This is a genomic window from Flavobacterium aquicola (genome assembly GCF_003385115.1).
GTDB lineage: Bacteria > Bacteroidota > Bacteroidia > Flavobacteriales > Flavobacteriaceae > Flavobacterium > Flavobacterium aquicola.
This window is the reverse complement of record NZ_QUNI01000001.1, coordinates 582,607-600,306: the sequence shown is the minus strand read 5'-3', so window position 1 is coordinate 600,306 and position 17,700 is coordinate 582,607. Positions and strand designations below refer to the sequence as shown.

At 32.9% G+C, this 17,700-nt stretch carries 15 protein-coding genes; 8 read left to right on the top strand and 7 right to left on the bottom strand.

Annotated elements, in window-relative coordinates; all coding sequences use genetic code 11:
• Positions 1-20: 20 nt before the first annotated feature.
• Together C8P67_RS02420 and C8P67_RS02415 are read left to right on the top strand one after the other, a co-directional pair.
• Positions 21-887, top strand: a complete 867-nt coding sequence (locus tag C8P67_RS02420) for an alpha/beta hydrolase (protein WP_115809990.1) — start codon at positions 21-23, stop codon at positions 885-887.
• Positions 888-1,074: 187 nt separating this feature from the next.
• Positions 1,075-1,605 (top strand): hypothetical protein, encoded by a 531-nt coding sequence (locus C8P67_RS02415; protein WP_115809988.1) that lies wholly within the window; start codon positions 1,075-1,077, stop codon positions 1,603-1,605.
• 360 nt (positions 1,606-1,965) lie between these two features.
• On the opposite strand, the gene C8P67_RS02410 is transcribed toward C8P67_RS02415, so the two are convergent.
• Positions 1,966-2,979 (bottom strand): glutamine synthetase beta-grasp domain-containing protein, encoded by a 1,014-nt coding sequence (locus C8P67_RS02410; RefSeq protein WP_115809986.1) that lies wholly within the window; start codon positions 2,977-2,979, stop codon positions 1,966-1,968.
• A gap of 373 nt (positions 2,980-3,352) precedes the next feature.
• Here C8P67_RS02410 and C8P67_RS02405 point away from each other — a divergent pair, with 373 nt between their 5' ends.
• The 5 genes from C8P67_RS02405 to C8P67_RS02385 all read left to right on the top strand — a co-directional run bounded on the left by C8P67_RS02405 (position 3,353) and on the right by C8P67_RS02385 (position 9,346).
• A complete protein-coding gene (locus C8P67_RS02405; protein ID WP_115809984.1) occupies positions 3,353-5,542 on the top strand; it encodes a glutamine synthetase III family protein in 2,190 nt (729 codons plus the stop codon).
• A gap of 326 nt (positions 5,543-5,868) precedes the next feature.
• Positions 5,869-6,753, top strand: coding sequence for an OmpA family protein (locus C8P67_RS02400; RefSeq protein WP_115809982.1), 885 nt, complete (start codon positions 5,869-5,871; stop codon positions 6,751-6,753).
• A gap of 148 nt (positions 6,754-6,901) precedes the next feature.
• Positions 6,902-8,080, top strand: coding sequence for an AIR synthase related protein (locus C8P67_RS02395; RefSeq protein WP_115809980.1), 1,179 nt, complete (start codon positions 6,902-6,904; stop codon positions 8,078-8,080).
• 18 nt (positions 8,081-8,098) lie between these two features.
• Complete coding sequence (locus C8P67_RS02390; protein ID WP_115809978.1) at positions 8,099-8,455, top strand: hypothetical protein; 357 nt, start codon at positions 8,099-8,101, stop codon at positions 8,453-8,455.
• 291 nt (positions 8,456-8,746) lie between these two features.
• Entirely contained in the window at positions 8,747-9,346 is a 600-nt protein-coding gene (locus C8P67_RS02385) for a GNAT family N-acetyltransferase (RefSeq protein WP_115809976.1), read from the top strand.
• Between the two features lie 18 nt (positions 9,347-9,364).
• Here the strand turns inward: C8P67_RS02385 and C8P67_RS02380 are convergent, their stop codons facing one another.
• Complete coding sequence (locus C8P67_RS02380; RefSeq protein WP_115809974.1) at positions 9,365-11,284, bottom strand: tetratricopeptide repeat-containing sensor histidine kinase; 1,920 nt, start codon at positions 11,282-11,284, stop codon at positions 9,365-9,367.
• 266 nt (positions 11,285-11,550) lie between these two features.
• Here C8P67_RS02380 and C8P67_RS02375 point away from each other — a divergent pair, with 266 nt between their 5' ends.
• Positions 11,551-11,988, top strand: coding sequence for a hypothetical protein (locus tag C8P67_RS02375; RefSeq protein ID WP_115809972.1), 438 nt, complete (start codon positions 11,551-11,553; stop codon positions 11,986-11,988).
• An 81-nt stretch (positions 11,989-12,069) separates the two neighbouring features.
• On the opposite strand, the gene C8P67_RS02370 is transcribed toward C8P67_RS02375, so the two are convergent.
• The 5 genes from C8P67_RS02370 to C8P67_RS02350 form a co-directional block, all read right to left on the bottom strand.
• Entirely contained in the window at positions 12,070-13,269 is a 1,200-nt protein-coding gene (locus C8P67_RS02370) for a peptidylprolyl isomerase (RefSeq protein WP_115809970.1), read from the bottom strand.
• A gap of 32 nt (positions 13,270-13,301) precedes the next feature.
• Positions 13,302-14,426, bottom strand: a complete 1,125-nt coding sequence (locus C8P67_RS02365) for a peptidylprolyl isomerase (protein WP_115809968.1) — start codon at positions 14,424-14,426, stop codon at positions 13,302-13,304.
• Positions 14,427-14,437: 11 nt separating this feature from the next.
• Complete coding sequence (gene gldI, locus C8P67_RS02360; protein ID WP_115809966.1) at positions 14,438-15,079, bottom strand: gliding motility-associated peptidyl-prolyl isomerase GldI; 642 nt, start codon at positions 15,077-15,079, stop codon at positions 14,438-14,440.
• A gap of 6 nt (positions 15,080-15,085) precedes the next feature.
• On the bottom strand, positions 15,086-16,090 hold the full coding sequence (locus C8P67_RS02355; protein WP_115809964.1) for a DHH family phosphoesterase: 1,005 nt from the start codon (positions 16,088-16,090) through the stop codon (positions 15,086-15,088).
• A gap of 81 nt (positions 16,091-16,171) precedes the next feature.
• Complete coding sequence (locus C8P67_RS02350) at positions 16,172-17,653, bottom strand: rhomboid family intramembrane serine protease (protein ID WP_115809962.1); 1,482 nt, start codon at positions 17,651-17,653, stop codon at positions 16,172-16,174.
• Positions 17,654-17,700: the final 47 nt, after the last annotated feature.

Below are 17,700 nucleotides of genomic sequence, written 5' to 3'. Positions count from 1 at the left end.
AACATTATAAAAAAAATAATATGAAAAAGTTACTTATAGTATGTATTGCATTTTTATTTGGCAATACCATTTTGTCTTTCGCTTCAACAGTAGATACTTTGCAGATTCCTAGTGCAGCAATGAATAAGACTTATAAAGCTGCAGTCGTATTGCCAAATTCTTACGCTAAAGGAAAAACAGCGTATCCTGTATTATATCTTTTGCATGGAGCATATGGACATTTTTCTGATTGGCTGTCTAGTACTCCAAATAAAATGACAGTAAAGAATTTGGCCGATCAATATAATATTATAATTGTAATGCCAGAGGGAGAAACTTTTAGTTTTTATCTGGACAGTCCTGTAAATAAAGGCAGTCAGTTTGAAACCTATATAACGTCTGAAGTAATTCAAAAAATTGATAAAACTTATAGAACCATTAATGATAAAAAAGGACGTGTAATAGCAGGACTTTCTATGGGTGGTCATGGTGCTTTGTCCCTTTCGGCAAAACATCCTGAATTATTTTGTGCGGCAGGAAGCATGAGCGGTGCTGTAGATATGGGAGGAATGTTGGGCAGAGAACCAAATGACCAGGTTATAAAATTAATGCAGCCTGTTTTTGGGGATCAAAGCACTAATCAGGATTTGTACACACAAAACGCAGTATTAGGTATGGTTGATAAAATTAAAGCGAATAAACTAGCATTAATTATCGATTGTGGTGTTGATGATTTTCTTATTGAGTCTAATAGAGAATTACACAGGAGACTTGTATATAGTAAAGTTTCTCATGATTATACAGAGCGGCCAGGAGCTCATACTTGGGAATATTGGGAAAATGCATTACCGTATCAGGTACTGTTTTTTAGCAAAGTTTTTAAAAGTAATGGAGTTTTAACCAATTAAAAATACTGCTTCCAATTTGGTTTTATTAATCAATTTATACTTTATAAGTTTTTTTTGAGTTATAATATATATGGAAGCGTTCGTGTTGAAACGAAAACGATTAAGTTTTTTTGAATAAAATTAAAATATAGAGGTTTTTGGCTTGATTTTTGAAATACCTTTATCGAACTTTAAAATAATAAATAAGATGAAAAAAATAATTACACTTTTGACGATTGTTGGACTAATGGTATTTTCTAGTTGCGAAGGACCAGAAGGGCCTCCAGGTATGCCTGGGCAAGATGGGTTAGATGGGGCAGTTCCTGTTGCATTCGAAATAAAAAAAAGCTTTTTTAAGGATGCGGTTGATGGATATATAATTTCAGAAGATTTTAGTACATATATAGAAGGAGATTTATTTGATAATGAAACTGTTTTGGTTTATAGATTAGAAGGAATTAACAACTCGGGATCTAATGTGTGGCAGTTAATACCAACAACAGTATTTTTTTCTAATGGAGACTCAATTACCTACGATTACAATTTTAGTAAAGAAGCATTTACCATTTTTGTAGGTGGTGATAATGTGGCAGGAAAACCAGTATATATAAATAATCAGGTTTTTAGATTTGTTATTATACCTGCTGATTTTGGTATAGCAGTAAATAAAAGTAATTATTTAGAAGTTATGAAAGCTTTGAATTTGGATGAAAGTAAAATACAGCAAATTCAATTTTAAAAATTTAATTTTAGATGTATAAAAAAAAAGGAAATCCAAAGATTTCCTTTTTTTTGTCTTTTTTTTAAATATTTCAGTTAGATTTTTTTTGCTAACAAAAGCTAAGAAACAAATTTAATCAGTTAAATTCCTCGAGGCTCTGCCTCGGGGTTGAAGAGGAAAGTTTGAAAACCTAAGGTTTTCATAAAACTAAAAATTTACTCTCTTCCGCTTGATACCTCGATGGCTCTGCCTCGGGGTAATTCATTTGAACAAAACAAACTCATTTTTAAAAAGTGTCAGTTTTAATATGGTAAAAAAATTAACCAAAAAAAAGTGCCTTCGGTTAGGAAGGCACTTTTGGTTTACTTTGGTTTATGATTACAAAGCTGAATTTACAGTTTTGATAATTCTAGCAGCAATTTTGTATGGGTCACCGTTAGAAGCTGGTCTTCTGTCTTCTAACCATCCTTTCCATCCTTTTTGAACAGTCATTAAAGGAATACGGATTGAACATCCTCTATCAGATACTCCATAAGAGAAATCGTGGATAGATGCAGTTTCGTGTTTGCCAGTCAAACGTTGGTCATTGTAAGCTCCGTAAACAGCAATATGCTCAGCAGTTACAGGACGGAAAGCCTCACAGATTTTCTCGTAAATTTCTTGAGAACCACATGTTCTTAATACATTGTTAGAGAAGTTAGCGTGCATTCCAGAACCATTCCAGTCAGTATCTCCTAGTGGTTTTGGGTGGTACTCAATATAGTAACCATATTTTTCAGTTAAACGATCCAATAAATATCTAGCAACCCAGATTTCATCACCCGCTTTTTTAGCTCCTTGAGCAAACAATTGGAATTCCCATTGTCCACAAGCAACCTCTTGATTTATTCCTTCAAAGTTGATACCTGCAGCGATACAAAGATCAGCATGCTCTTCAACTAATTTTCTTCCGTGTGTGTTTTTTCCACCTACTGAACAGTAGTACATTCCTTGTGGAGCAGGGTAACCGCCAATAGGGAAACCTAATGGTAATAATGTTTTAGTATCCATGATGAAATACTCTTGTTCGAAACCAAACCAGAAATCTCCATCATCTTCGATAGTTGCTCTACCATTTGATGAGTGAGCAGTACCATCAGCATTCATAACTTCAGTCATTACTAAATAACCGTTGATACGAGTTGGATCTGGATAAATCGCAACAGGTACTAATAAACAGTCAGATGAACCACCTTCAGCTTGTCTTGTAGATGAACCATCAAAAGACCAGTTTCCGATTTCTGCTAAAGTTCCTTGAAAGTTTTCGTGCTCTTCAACTTTAGTTTTACTTCTTAAGTTTTGTGTTGGTTCATAACCATCTAACCAAAGGTATTCTAATTTAATTTTAGCCATAATATTGATAATTTATTTTTTTTTGTTTTTCTGAATGCAAATATAAAATAAATTGCTCATGTCGTAAAATTGGGGGGTGCTTTTTATTTCGGTCTTTTAAATTTTTGATATTACTTCATTTTAGGAGGGGTATATTTGAAAAATTATAATTTTAGAGGGGTATAATGAATAAATTCGTAATTCATATTTTTTTGATATTAAATTTAAATTAAGAATTTTATTACTGTAACTAAAAAATCAAGGTGTTAGAGTTTTTTTTGTGTCGTATCTAGGTGAATTTTAGAATATAATTTATTCACTAATTATTTGTAAAGCAGAATATTTTACATTTGTATGTGTTTATTCAATGGATGTTAATTTTTAATATATAGGTATGTCATCAATTCGTTTTCAAGCTTTAAGAGAAGCTTCTAATAGAAAGTTAATAGATTTTCAGGAATCTGGAAGAAAATCAGAACTTTTTGGATCTAATGTATTTAATGATAAAGCGATGAAGCAATATTTGACTTCAGATGCTTTTAAAGCCGTGCAGGGAGCAGTTCAATTTGGAACTAAAATAGATAGAAAACTGGCAGATTATATTGCCATGGGAATGAAGGAATGGGCTTTAAATAAAGGAGTTACGCATTATACACACTGGTTTCAGCCGCTTACAGGAACTACGGCAGAGAAGCATGATGCTTTTTTTGAAACTTCGTATGACGGAAGCGACCCGCTGGAAAAATTTGGAGGCGCACAATTGGTGCAGCAGGAGCCGGATGCATCGAGTTTTCCGCACGGAGGAATTAGAAACACATTCGAGGCAAGAGGATATACCGCTTGGGATCCTACCTCTCCAGCTTTTATATTTGGTACGACTTTATGTATTCCAACTATTTTTATCTCCTATACAGGTGAAGCTTTAGATAATAAAATTCCATTATTGCGTGCTTTATCGGCAATGGATGAAGCAGCTACCGAAATTTGTAAATACTTTGATAAAAACGTAAAAAAAGTAACTGCTACGTTAGGCTGGGAGCAGGAGTATTTTTTGATAGACAAATCGCTGGCAAATTCCCGTCCCGATCTTATTATGACTGGCAGGACTTTATTGGGGCATACTTCAGCTAAAGGACAGCAGCTGGATGACCATTACTTTGGCTCTATTCCAACGAGAGCTTTAACCTATATGAGAGATTTGGAACAGGAATGCATTTTATTGGGGATACCAGTAAAAACACGTCATAACGAAGTGGCACCAAATCAATTTGAATTTGCTCCTATTTTTGAAGAAGCGAATCTTGCAGTCGATCATAACTGTTTATTGATGGATGTGATGCAGAAAGTGGCAGAACGTCATGATTTTAAAGTGTTGTTCCATGAAAAACCATTCAAAGGGGTCAATGGTTCCGGTAAACACAATAACTGGTCATTATCTACAGATACAGGTGTTAACTTACTGAGTCCTAGTAAAACACCTATGACTAATCTGCAATTTTTAACTTTCTTTATTAATACGATCAAAGCTGTTAATGATTATGAAGCGCTGCTAAGAGCTTCTATTGCTACGGCAAGCAACGATCATAGATTGGGTGCCAATGAAGCGCCTCCTGCAATTATCTCAGTTTTTATCGGAGGGCAGTTAACTAAAGTTTTAGCAGAATTAGAAGGGGTTTCTACCGGAAAATTATCTCCAGAAGAAAAAACAGATCTTAAACTTAATGTTGTGGGTAAAATTCCAGATGTACTTTTGGATAATACTGATAGAAACAGAACTTCTCCATTTGCTTTTACGGGTAATAAATTTGAATTCAGAGCTGTGGGTTCGTCTGCAAACTGTTCTAATGCAATGACTACATTGAATACCATTGTGGCCAAGCAGCTTAAAGATTTTAAAAATGAAGTAGATGTTTTAATCGAGTCAAAAGACATGAAGAAAGATGATGCTATTTTTAATGTGCTGAGAGAATATATCAAACAGTCCAAAAAAATACTTTTTGAAGGAGACGGCTATAGTGAAGCTTGGCAAAATGAAGCAGCAAAAAGAGGTTTGAGTAATTTTAAAACCACTCCAGAAGCTCTGAAAGCGAGAGCGTCTAAACAAGCTGTTGAATTATTTGGCGAAATGGGTATTATGAATCAGGTTGAACTGCATGCCCGTTATGAAATTGAATTGGAGGAATATACTAAGAAAATTCAAATTGAAGGCAGAGTTTTAGGTGATATTTCTAAAAATCATGTGATTCCTATCGCTATCAAATATCAAAATACTTTGATCGAAAATGTGAAAGGTTTAAAAAACATCTTTGGCTCTGAATTTGAATCGATTGCAAAAGAACAGATTATTTTGATAAAAGAGATTTCAGGACATATTGAAGGTATCAATTCCAAAGTAGAAGAAATGACCGAAGAAAGAAAAAAAGCCAATACTTTGACAGATGCGCAGGCTATGGCCGAAGCATACTGCAATAATGTAAAACCGTATTTTGAAATCATTAGGAATCATTGTGATAAATTGGAGTTACTAGTCGATAATGAATTATGGACTTTAACTAAGTACAGAGAATTGCTTTTAACGAAGTAATTTAGTAGTATAAAATCAAAAAGGCTTTCTTCGGGAAGCTTTTTTTTTACTCTTTCATTCCTTATTTTAACTTAAATATTTGTTCTAAGATTGGTGTTATTTGGGCAAAACCCCCACTAGAAAAAAGGGCAGTCGATCTTTGTATTTATTTGCTCTTTTCTCTAGCGGCGGTCGGGCTATTCGCGCTGCTTCGGCAGCTTGCTGCTATCCCTTTTGCAAACGCACGATAGATGATGTCTGATTATTGCTGTATCATTTAATATATTCCAAGTTGTCATAAACAGACGGTGTTTTATCGTAAATTTGACGATATAAAACCCCAAATTATGAAGTTTTTTATCACCTTATTATTGAGTTTTACAGCTTCTTGTGCTTTTGCGCAAGAGCAGGTCTCTTTCTTTTTTGACAGTAATAAATTTGTATTAAATAAAACAGAATTATTAAAGTTAAACCAATGGATATCTGTAAATAAAGATAGTAAAGTGGTGGGCGTTTTCGGTTTTTGCGATGAGGAAGGATCTGTTGGTTATAATGATACGTTGGCTAAGAAACGTATCGATAATGTGTTTAATATCATAAAGAATAAAGTAAAAATCAGAGAGGATTTTAAAACAAGAAATTTTGGCAAATTACATTTTTTGTCTCCGGTTAAATCCGAAAACAGAAAAGTTACTTTGTATTATATTCTCCCAAAAGACTTTGTAAATGAGGAAAAAATAATAGCCGAGAAGAAAGAAGCTGTTCCAGAGAAAAAAAAGCCAAACATTAAATTCTCGGATATTTATGTTTATGAAAACCCAGATGGCTCATCGGTTAATATAAAAGTAGACACTGTTTTTATGAGAAAAATGAGCCTTGCCAATGTTGGTGAAAAGCTCAAATTAGAAAACATGAATTTTTTTGTAGACACTTTTGCGATAATGCCTCAATCAAGATCGGTAATGTATGAATTGCTTACTGTAATGAAAAATGTACCGGATTTAAAAATACAGATTCAAGGCCACATCTGCTGTGTGCAAAAGGATTTCAGGGATTTAAGTACTCAAAGAGCCAAAGCTATCTACAAATTTTTGGAATTTAACGGAATTGAAAAAAGCAGAATGACTTTTGTCGGTTTCGCCAGTACTAAACCTTTGTATCCATTACCTGAAAAAAACGAAGCAGAGAGAGAAGCAAACCGCCGTGTAGAAATTGAAATCATTGCCAATTAAGAGTACTTAAGAATTAAAATTAAAAAGATAAAATTTTAATAAAAGACTTAGAAACTTAGAGTCTTAAGTACTTAGAAACTTTAAAATTTTAAAATTGTATAATTGTCACATTAAAATTATCTTTGCCCCTCATACACACAACTAGAAAATGAGTTCAGATACTTCAAAAAGATATGCACAGCGTGGTGTTTCGGCATCAAAGGAAGATGTGCATAACGCGATTAAAAATATTGACAAAGGTTTATTTCCGCAGGCATTTTGTAAAATTGTTCCAGATTATTTAACTCAGGATGATGATTACTGCCTTATAATGCATGCTGACGGTGCAGGAACAAAATCCTCATTGGCATATATGTATTGGAAAGAAACTGGAGATATTTCGGTTTGGAAAGGTATCGCTCAGGATGCTTTAATCATGAATATTGACGATTTATTGTGTGTAGGTGCTACCGATAATATTTTGCTTTCTTCCACTATCGGAAGAAATAAAAATGTTATTCCGGCGGAGGTTTTATCAGCTATCATCAATGGAACCGAAGAATTGATAAAAGAATTGGATTCATTTGGAGTAACTATTCATTCAACTGGAGGTGAAACTGCTGATGTTGGTGATTTGGTAAGAACGATAATAGTTGATTCTACCGTGACGGCAAGAATGAAACGTTCCAAAGTTATCGATAATGCTAATATAAAAGCGGGTGATGTTATCGTTGGATTAGCTTCATTCGGTCAGGCAACTTATGAAAAAGACTATAATGGCGGAATGGGAAGCAATGGTTTAACTTCTGCTCGTCATGACGTTTTTGGAAAGTATTTGGCAGACAAATATCCGGAAAGCTACGATTCTGCAGTTCCTAGCGATCTTATTTATTCAGGGCAGGTACAATTGACAGATGCTGTTGAAAATTCACCAATCGATGCCGGACAGTTAGTGCTTTCGCCAACAAGAACGTATGCCCCAATCATCAAGAAAATTTTAGATAAATATACTTCTGCAGAGGTTCATGGAATGGTACACTGCAGTGGAGGAGCTCAGACAAAAATTTTACATTTTGTACAGAATCTGCATATTATAAAAGATAATTTATTTCCGGTTCCGCCTTTGTTTCAATTGATACAGGAACAGTCAAAAACCGATTGGAAAGAAATGTACCAAGTGTTCAACTGCGGTCACAGAATGGAAATTTACGTTCCCGAAGCTATTGCTCAGGATATTATTGCTATTTCTAAATCGTTCAATGTTGATGCTCAGATTGTCGGTAGGGTAGAAGCTTCTGATGCTAAGAAATTAACAATTACAAGCGAATACGGGACTTTCGAGTACTAACGATTAAACTTTTTCAAAATGTACGAACTACTTTTTTGGCAATATCAGGACGGAATCTATCTTAATCATCATTTGGTTTATGAAGCTTTGGCAGAACAGCAGGAAGTAGAAGGTCTTGAAATACTTCCAGTTCAGGTGATTTTGAACCGTATTAATTCGGTGTTTTCGAGCTGGGAAAAAGTAGATGAAAATAGCTGGAAAAATACCAAAGGAAAAGGTGCTTTTCATGTAAAAACAACTCCGCAAAGTATACAGATTGACTGTTATGGAACCGAAGGCAAAACAATGAATCTTCTGGCAGATACTTTGGAAGAATTTAAATGTCCGCTGTACGATCCACAAGTTCCAGTACGTTATGATGAAATGAATGAATAGTCTTTCGAGAACTATTTTGTTTAAAATATTTGAAACCCGAAGTATAAATTTTATACTTCGGGTTTTTACTTTTATGACTTTCGTAACTAAATATAGCCACAGATTAAAAAGATTTCCACAGATTTTTTTCAAAAACAGAAGCGAAATCTGTGAGAATCTGTGTAATCAGTGGCAAAAAACATACATGTTGCTCTTTGCGACGATTATGTTTATTTTTATAAAAGCGATAAAATTAATGCTATTAAAATTTTAAAAGAAAAGCTGTTGTTGTAAATTAGCTCAAAAAAAATAATGACCGTTTCACAATTCCCTCAAAATACAATTCTGGAAGATGATTTCGTTTTGCTTAGACCTTTAGAATTAACAGATATTGATAATCTTTTGGACATTTCTCTTAATGAACCTGAAACTTGGAAATATTCCTTAGTCCCTGCTGATGGAAAAGATAACCTGATAAACTATATTCAATTAGCAATAAAAGCAAGAGAAAATAAAACCGAATTCCCTTTTGCAGTTATTGATAAGAAATCAGGTAAATATGCCGGAAGTACTCGTTTTTATGATATTAATTTTCCTTTCAGAACAGTACAGCTAGGGTATACATGGTATGGAAAAGATTTTAGAGGAACTGGTCTTAACAAGCACTGCAAATTTCTTTTACTGCAGTTTGCTTTTGAAACTCTTGGGATGGAACGCGTAGAATTTCGTGCCGATAATAATAATGAGCGAAGTATTGCAGCAATGAAAAGCATCGGGTGTAAAGTAGAAGGCGTACTGCGCAGCAATATGCCAACATATGAAAGTGAAATACGCCGTGACAGTATTATATTGAGTATTCTAAAGGAAGAATGGTTTAACGGAGTTAAAGAGAACCTAAGCAAAAAACTTTAAACAGGGTTTAAAAGGTTCTTATTCCATTTGCTTTTTAGGGAAACTGATGTGAAATGCACTTCCGTTTCCTTCTTCGCTTTCTACCCAGATTTTACCTTTGTGTTTCTCAACAAATTCTTTACACAAAATAAGTCCTAAACCTGTGCTTGGCTCATTTTCTGTTCCGATTCGGTTATTTTTTGTGTCAACTTTGAATAAGTCATTAACCAAATTCTGATGCATTCCAATCCCTGAATCTTTAATCGTGATTATAATATCTCCATGATTATCTAGTGCAGAAATATGAATTTCTCCTTTTTTTGGTGTAAACTTTATTGCGTTTAGAACTATGTTTCGAATTACCGCTTGAAACATATTCTTATCTGAGAACACAAGGAGAGTACTTGGAATTTGAGTATGTATTCTTATTTCTTTTTTTTTGGCAATGTTATATAATGTGACGATGCTTTCTAAAGTAGTAGATTCTAACAGATATTCCATAGGTTCAAATGGAACTAAATTCTGTTCCATGCGGGTCCATTCCAATAGATTTTCTAAAAGTTCAAAAAGATTTTTTGCCGAGCTTCTCATATTTGCAGCCGCAAATTTTATTTCCTCATTACTCATGTCATCAATATCTTCGGCCATTAATTCTGTTAGTCCTAGAAAACCATTGAATGGTCCTCTTAAGTCATGTGCGATGATTGAATAAAATTTGTCCTTTTGTAAATTGATATTAGAAATTATGGTGTTTTTCTCTTTGAGTAATTTATTATTTCGAATGTTAGAAATATATAAAAATAAAAATAAACCCAATAGTGTAGCCACAGCGGCGGCGGTTGCAATTAAAAGATATACTTTTCGGGAGTCACTATAGATCCTAAGATTTTGAATCTCGATCTGCTTATCTCTGAGGTCGATTTCTCTTTGAAATTCAAGATTTGCCATTTTTTTTTCGCTCTCTTCAGAAAATATAGAATCTTTAATTTTGGCATATTTTTCAAAGAAATCCAATGAAGTTTCAAAGTTTCCTTTTATCTTATTTCCTTTAGATAAATAATAATAGGTTTCCTGGATGTCTTTTAAAGAATTATATTTTATAAAATTTTGCAGAGCATTTTCAAGAAGCCCGATGGACTTGTCTAAATATTCTTCTTTATTATTTATATACTTTTCATCTTGAGACATTAAGTAATAGGCACGGCCAAGTTCATAATAATTGTAATTGTTGTATAGGTTTGAATTGTCATTATAAGCAATTATTGACTTATTTAACATTTCGATGCCTTTTTCGTAATTCTTGATGTTTATGTAGCAGATTCCAATATTGGTCAGATTTATGCCAATGCCCAGATTCTCATCATTCTTTTTGTTGATGATTAGCGCTTTATAAAAGTAGGTTAGGGCTTTTTTGAATTCTTTTTTTTGAAGATAAACATCTCCAATATTATTCAAGAGAAGAGAAATGTTTCTTTCTTTATTAGTTTGATAGCTTGTTTGTAATGCTTTTTTGTAAAAAATAAGACCTTGTTTATAATTTTTGAGATCGATGTAGATTAGTCCAATATTATTATATAAACTGGTAAGTGTTTTTGTGTCATTGTTTTTTTCACTGATTTCAAGGGCATTGTAGAAATTTTTTAGTGCATGAGGATAGTCGGATTTTATTTCATAGGCGATGCCTATATTTGTGTAAGCTAATCCAATTTGTTCAGTGTCATTTATTTTTTGGGCATGAAGTAATCCTTTTTTAGCGTAGTTAATAGCTTTGTCAGGACCAATATAATCTGAAAACGAAGATAAACTTATTAGTATTTCAGATTGTTGAGTTTTGTTTTTCGTCTGTTTTAGCGCGGTTTTTAATGAGTCAATAGTTTTATTATCATTGTTTTGCGCCTGTACAGGACAGGTGCATAAAGTAAAAAAAAGTAATAAAAGAAAAGCGCTCTTTTTAAACATTTATAACGTATTTTTTTTCAAAAATACATTATTTTATGTAATGGCATGTGGAAAACAAAAATAAAAAACGGCACCTGTATTTACTTCAGTCTATGTCTAAATTTTGTGTATATGTTTTCCTATGAATTCTCTGTAAATAATTAAGCATGACGCTGGTTATGACTGTTTTTATTTCCTTTTCTGTTATTTAATATTTTTGTTCAAAGCAAAAATACTTTGGCTTAAAAATGGATACCTTTGCAATCAAAAGAAATAAAAAATAAATCATGAAAATAAATCTTAAAAACGGAATTGATAAACTCATTTTCGGAATGAAGCAAAATGATGTTATTGCCATTTATGGTAAACCAACTAAAAATTATAATGATGAAGATGATAATGTGATTTTTGTTTATAATAATCTAAAGATCCGGATGACTTTTTATAAAGATGAAGAGCTGCGATTAGGATATTTAGTTGCTTCCAGTCCAAATCTGGAATTATTTGGGATTAAAATAATTGCAAAAAAAATAACAGAAATAAAAAAAGATTTGGCTCAAAAAGGAATAGTTAAATTTACTCAAGAGGAGTTCGACACTTTCGAAAATTACTTTAATGAGGAGAACTGGATTATTTTTCAAACTGAATTCGATGAGGTTGTTAAGTTTGAAATTGGAGCAATAATCAATAATAAAGATGAATTTGAATGGAAGTTCAAAAAATAATACAGAGGTTTCTCGATTAAAGATAAAAGCCACGATAATTATAATTTTATCGTGGCTTTTTTTTATGCGGTTCTTTTTATATTATTGTTGTTTCTCAAATATTTCCAATTCAAAAATTAAATTTGTATTTGGTGGAATTACACCTCTGCCAGCACCTCTTTCTCCATAAGCTAGATTTGATGGAATAAATACAATAATTTTTTCCCCATATGACATAGTTGCTAAGCCTTCTATGAAACCAGGAATCATACCATCTTTGCTTCCTGCTACAAATGGAAATGATTTGTAACCATTTTGAGCAGCTCTATTTGCATCAAATTTCCCATAAGCTTTGCTTACCTCTTCATAACTGCTGTCAAATAATGTTCCGTCTTCAAAATAGCCGGCATAATGAAAATAAAAAGTAGCTCCATCTGCTGGTTTAACACCAGTTCCTTTTGTTATTACACTGTAAGCTAATCCAGACGGAGTAGTTGTGGCTTTTGCTTTTTCGGCTGTTAAATAAGCTTTTTTTGCTTTTATAACCTGATCGTACTTTTCTAGATAAGCTTTTTTTGCTTCAGCTTCAGCTTCAATTTGTTTTTTCTTATTTTCAGCGTCAATAGCTGCTTGCTTTTTTTGATCTTCGGATTTGTTATTAAAGTAATCTGAGAAGACTTTTACAGCATCAAATTTTTTAGCTAAATCACCTTTTCTTGTTATGGTGATTTTTGTAATCACATCATCCTGAGCAATTGCGTTCACTATACTCATCCCTTGTGTTACCTGCCCAAAAATGGTGTGTTTGCCAGTTAACCACGGAGTGTCTTTATGTGTAATGAAAAATTGGCTTCCATTAGTAGCAGGTCCGGAATTTGCCATGGCTAATATTCCCGCTTTGTCAAATTTAGAATCTGTAAATTCATCTTTAAAATCATAACCAGGTCCGCCAGAACCATTGCCATCTGGATCTCCGCCTTGAATCATGAAATCTTTGATGACTCTATGGAATTTTAAACCGTCATAAAAAGGTTTTCCTTTTAATTTTTCAACCGTTACAAATGGGTTTTTACCTTCGGCAAGACTTATAAAATTCGCTGCGGTGACAGGTGTCTTTTTATAAAATAATTGAACCGTTATGTTTCCTTTATTGGTTGCGATAGTTGCAAAGATGCCTTCGATAACAGGGGCTGGTTTTGCAGCTGTAGCTACGAGCTTTTTTGGAGCAGTTATTTTTTTTGTGTTTTGTGCTTGTAAATTGAATACTCCGAAAAAGAGCAGTAATACGATTTTATATTTCATTTTTTTTTAGTTTAAGTGTGATAATTTAAAAATTAATTAGGCATTTTATCCGTTAATTCTATCTCAAAAATAATATTAGTATTTGGTGGAATTACATCACCTGCCCCAGCTTCACCGTAAGCAAGATGTGATGGGATAAACAGTACAGCTTTATCTCCAATAGCCATTTTTTCTATGCCCTCAATAAAACCAGGGATTAATCCGTCTTTTTTTCCTGCTTGAAAAGGAATTGGAATATATTGATTAGCTGCGGCTCTCGCTGGATCAAATTTTCCAAAAGTTTTAGCAACCTCTTCAATACTTGAGTCAAATAATGTGCCGTTTTCTAAAAATCCAGCATAATGGATATAAATGGTAGATCCTATGGCAGGTTTTTTACCATTGCCTTTTTTTGTAATTATGTATTGAAGTCCTGTTGCTGTTTTGGCAGCCTTACTTTTTAGTACTGTAAACGAAGCTGATTTTTCTTCGCAGACTGCTTTATATTTTATTTCGTATTCCTTTTTTGCTGCAGCTTCGGCAGCTACTTTTTGTTTTTGACTTTCTGATTCTATTTGGAAATAATCATGAAAAGTTTTACTGGCGTTGAATTTTTTTGCGTCCTCACCATTTCTAATAATTGTTACGCTTTTTATAAAATCATCCTGCTCTATTTTATTTACAACTTCCAGATTATAGTCTACTACATGTCCAAAGATGGTATGCTTTCCGTCAAGCCATGGAGTTTCTAAATGTGTGATGAAAAATTGACTGCTGTTGGTTCCCGGACCGTTATTAGCCATTGCTAAAATCCCGCCTTTATCAAATCTAGAGTCTGAAAATTCATCTTTGAATTTATAACCAGTATCCCCGGATCCAGTTCCTAGAGGATCTCCGGTTTGTATCATAAAATCTTTTATTACTCTATGGAATTTTAATCCATTATAAAAGGGTTTTCCTTTTAGAGTATCGTTTATTACAAATTCGTTTTCACCTTCAGCCAGCGTGATGAAGTTAGCAACAGTTACAGGGGCTTTTTTATAATCTAATTCTAATATAATACTTCCTTTGTTAGTCTCAATTTCTGCATATAAACCATCAGGTAAATTATCATGTTCTTTTTTACAGGAAATTAAGGCTGTAATAAATACTAAGGCAAATAAAACATTTTTTTTCATTCTCAATTCTTTTAATTTGTTAGAGTATCTTTTGTTATGACTTTAGGATTTACAGTTGTATTTGATTTTACGACAGCAGCCGGCTGATTTTGTCTATTGTATTCTGTTTCGGGCATAAAATCATAAAGTGTTACAGTACAGAACAATGGCTGATTCGTTCCGATTTTGTTATTGTCTCCATGATACCCGTATCCCATGTGAGAAGTAAATAAGAAACATACTTTTTCTTTTTTACGCATTAATTTTATTCCGTCTCTCAATCCCATCATGATGTCCTGTTTATCGACTTTGTAGATTTGTCTTTCCAATTCTTCTTGTGAATAAATGATTTTTCCATCTAAATTTTTTATTTCATAATCAAAAAGTGCAATATCTCCTTTTTTCGGAGTCAGGCTGTCGGTTAGGTTTCTGGATTCGTAATAGTACCAATATCCTTTTTTGGAAGCGATAAATTTTTTGTTAGAATTACTTTTAATGACAGCTTTGATTTGATCCTCTTCTCCACGTATCATTTTTTTATTTCGTGCAATAGACTGTTTCATAAAACTGCCTGATGAATGTGAAATGGGTTTTCTTGCTTCTTGAGGCTGTTTACAGCTCGATACCAAAATAGCAGCGAAAAATGCAATTAGTAATATTTTAAAATAATTCATTGGTAATTATATTTTAAGATTTTGAACTAAGTTTTCAAATTTATTAATGGTTTCTTCCATAGAAAGTTCTGATTTTCCTCCAGCGGCATTACTGTGTCCTCCACCATGGAAATGATCACGGGCAAATTGGTTTACATCAAAAGTACCTTGAGAACGGAAAGAAATTTTTATAATTCCTTCTTCCTTATTTTCGATAAAAATAGCTGTGAAAACTATGCCTTTTATGCTTAGTCCATAATTAACGATGCCTTCAGTATCTCCTTTTATGTAATCAAAACTGTTTAATTCCTCTTGTGTTAACTTAGTGTAGGATGTTTTGTGATCCATCATAACTTTCATGTTCTGCAGAGCACGGCCCAATAATTGAAGGCGGTTATAAGAACTGTTGTCAAATAATAGGGCTGGAATTAATGTGTTTTCTACTCCAAGATCGATCAAATCAGCTACAATTCTGTGTGTGGTGCCGGTTGTTTTAGGAAAACGGAAGGAACCAGAATCTGTTAATATTCCAGTGTAGATACAAGTTGCGATTGTTTTGTCTAAATCTTCTTTTTTGTCTAAAAACGAAATGAAGTTATAAATCATTTCGCAGGTTGATCCAAAAGCAACATCAGAATATGTATATGTAGCATAATCATCTGGTTTTTGATGATGATCGATCATAATAAACGGCGCAGTAAGTTTTTCTAAAACCTGTTCCATCTCACCAGTTCTATGCAGTGCATTAAAGTCTAAAGTAAAAATCAGTTCTGCTTGCTCAAGGACTGCAGTACAGTTTTCTTTATCTTTTTCATATATTTTTACTGTTTCAGAACCTGGCATCCAAGCTAGAAAATCTGGAAATTCATTTGGAGAAATTACCGTTGGAAAGTGATTGTTTTTTAGCAGAAAATGGTATAATGCTAATGTTGAACCCATGGCGTCTCCGTCTGGACCTCTATGCGGAATTATGGCTATCTTTTTTGACGTTGATAATAATAACTGAATCGCTTGTATGTCTTGTATATTCATAGTCTGCGAAATTACATTTTTTTAATTTAATGCTGAAATCATTTAGCTAATAAACATGTTTTGCACTTTCAATATTCCGTTTTATTGAGATTGTTTTTCGGAATTGTTTTTTATCAAGATAATAAGTTTTTCAATTTGTGAATTTATATCATCGATATCATTATCATAATCATTATTGTTTTCATTTATTTTTTTATACGAAAGATTATATGATTTTATACGTAAATTACAATATTCTATTAAGTTTTTATTCTGGTCATGCAATGTTTCAGGAAGACTTAAACGTTCTAAATTTTTTAATAAAACAATGTTTTCCTCCCAATAATAAATACCTCTTTCTTTTATCATATATAAAATATGTTCTTTGCTGTCGCTATAATCACGATAGGACTCTAAAGCTAATTTTTCCATTTCGGTAAAATCCTTCATTCCAGTTTCATATTCAGCTATCTGATAGATGTAAATTTTCTTGTCTTTGCAGACAGTGATAAAAATAGCACTGAGAAGAATGGCAAATGTAGTGACTGCCGCCAATGCTATTTTTCTTTTTTCGCTTAAAACGACAAGTGTTAAACCGCCTATTATCCCAAAGCTAAGTCCTCCAATATGAGCTGCTCCATCAATGCCTTCTTTAAAACTGCCCATAATATTTATGACTATGAAGAGAACTAAGGATGATAGCAGATTTGTATTTATTTTTTTGTCAATAATTTTAAATAAAAGGAGTGGTAATAAAATACCATACATGCCAAAAATTGCCCCAGACGCTCCTGCACTTACCAAGTCGTTGTTCCAATATAAACTGCTTAAACTGGCTATTACACCGGCTAAAAGATAAGTTGTAAGAAATCCCCATTTTTTCAGATAAGGTTCTAAGAGTAAACCAGCATAACCCAATGCAAAACAATTCATCAGAAGGTGAAGTATGCCAATATGGACAAAGCAGGCAGAAATTATGCGCCACCAATTGTTTTCGATGGTCAAAGGGCCATAATTTCCGCCCCAATCTATAATGTCATTGATTTCTGGATAAAAAGGATTTACACCAGAAAAACACATAATAAGGAAATAAAGAATATTTATATTAATTAGTATTGGCGTAATTATGTAATCTTTCGCAGGTATAAATATGGAAAAGAAAGAATAGAATGAAATTATTTTTTTTTCTTCCAAGGTGTTTAGCTGCACTGCTTTTTTTTCAGATGTAATGCATTCTTGAAAATAATTTTCACTTTCATCTGCAACAGATTTTTCTTTTTTTACATCATAGAATAAATCTAAAAAGAAATCTACATTTTTTTTATTCCGGCCATGATCATAAATTTGATTTCCATTGCTAATGCTTGTTATCAAAGCATCTTCACTTTTTAAATCAATATGAATCTGTTCATTCCAAGTGTTAGAATTATTTTGTGACTCCGCTATTAATTCCGTTTCATTTATTTCAATTAATTTCCAATTTAATTTTTTTATCGTTTCAACTGCAATGAAAAAATAGTGCAGTTTGGTTATTTTATTAAGAGATTGGTATTGTGAATAAGACGAGGGGAATCCAAAAGCCATTTTCTAGTGATTAAATTTATAATGTAACAATACTACAAAAAAAATCA

What these genes read in the sequence shown, in the direction of transcription:
- C8P67_RS02420 (WP_115809990.1), top strand. Translation starts at nt 21, where the DNA reads ATGAAAAAGTTACTTATAGTATGTATTGCATTTTTATTTGGCAATACC.
- C8P67_RS02415 (WP_115809988.1), top strand. Translation starts at nt 1,075, where the DNA reads ATGAAAAAAATAATTACACTTTTGACGATTGTTGGACTAATGGTATTT.
- C8P67_RS02410 (WP_115809986.1), bottom strand. Translation starts at nt 2,979, where the DNA reads ATGGCTAAAATTAAATTAGAATACCTTTGGTTAGATGGTTATGAACCA.
- C8P67_RS02405 (WP_115809984.1), top strand. Translation starts at nt 3,353, where the DNA reads ATGTCATCAATTCGTTTTCAAGCTTTAAGAGAAGCTTCTAATAGAAAG.
- C8P67_RS02400 (WP_115809982.1), top strand. Translation starts at nt 5,869, where the DNA reads ATGAAGTTTTTTATCACCTTATTATTGAGTTTTACAGCTTCTTGTGCT.
- C8P67_RS02395 (WP_115809980.1), top strand. Translation starts at nt 6,902, where the DNA reads ATGAGTTCAGATACTTCAAAAAGATATGCACAGCGTGGTGTTTCGGCA.
- C8P67_RS02390 (WP_115809978.1), top strand. Translation starts at nt 8,099, where the DNA reads ATGTACGAACTACTTTTTTGGCAATATCAGGACGGAATCTATCTTAAT.
- C8P67_RS02385 (WP_115809976.1), top strand. Translation starts at nt 8,747, where the DNA reads ATGACCGTTTCACAATTCCCTCAAAATACAATTCTGGAAGATGATTTC.
- C8P67_RS02380 (WP_115809974.1), bottom strand. Translation starts at nt 11,284, where the DNA reads ATGTTTAAAAAGAGCGCTTTTCTTTTATTACTTTTTTTTACTTTATGC.
- C8P67_RS02375 (WP_115809972.1), top strand. Translation starts at nt 11,551, where the DNA reads ATGAAAATAAATCTTAAAAACGGAATTGATAAACTCATTTTCGGAATG.
- C8P67_RS02370 (WP_115809970.1), bottom strand. Translation starts at nt 13,269, where the DNA reads ATGAAATATAAAATCGTATTACTGCTCTTTTTCGGAGTATTCAATTTA.
- C8P67_RS02365 (WP_115809968.1), bottom strand. Translation starts at nt 14,426, where the DNA reads ATGAAAAAAAATGTTTTATTTGCCTTAGTATTTATTACAGCCTTAATT.
- gldI (WP_115809966.1), bottom strand. Translation starts at nt 15,079, where the DNA reads ATGAATTATTTTAAAATATTACTAATTGCATTTTTCGCTGCTATTTTG.
- C8P67_RS02355 (WP_115809964.1), bottom strand. Translation starts at nt 16,090, where the DNA reads ATGAATATACAAGACATACAAGCGATTCAGTTATTATTATCAACGTCA.
- C8P67_RS02350 (WP_115809962.1), bottom strand. Translation starts at nt 17,653, where the DNA reads ATGGCTTTTGGATTCCCCTCGTCTTATTCACAATACCAATCTCTTAAT.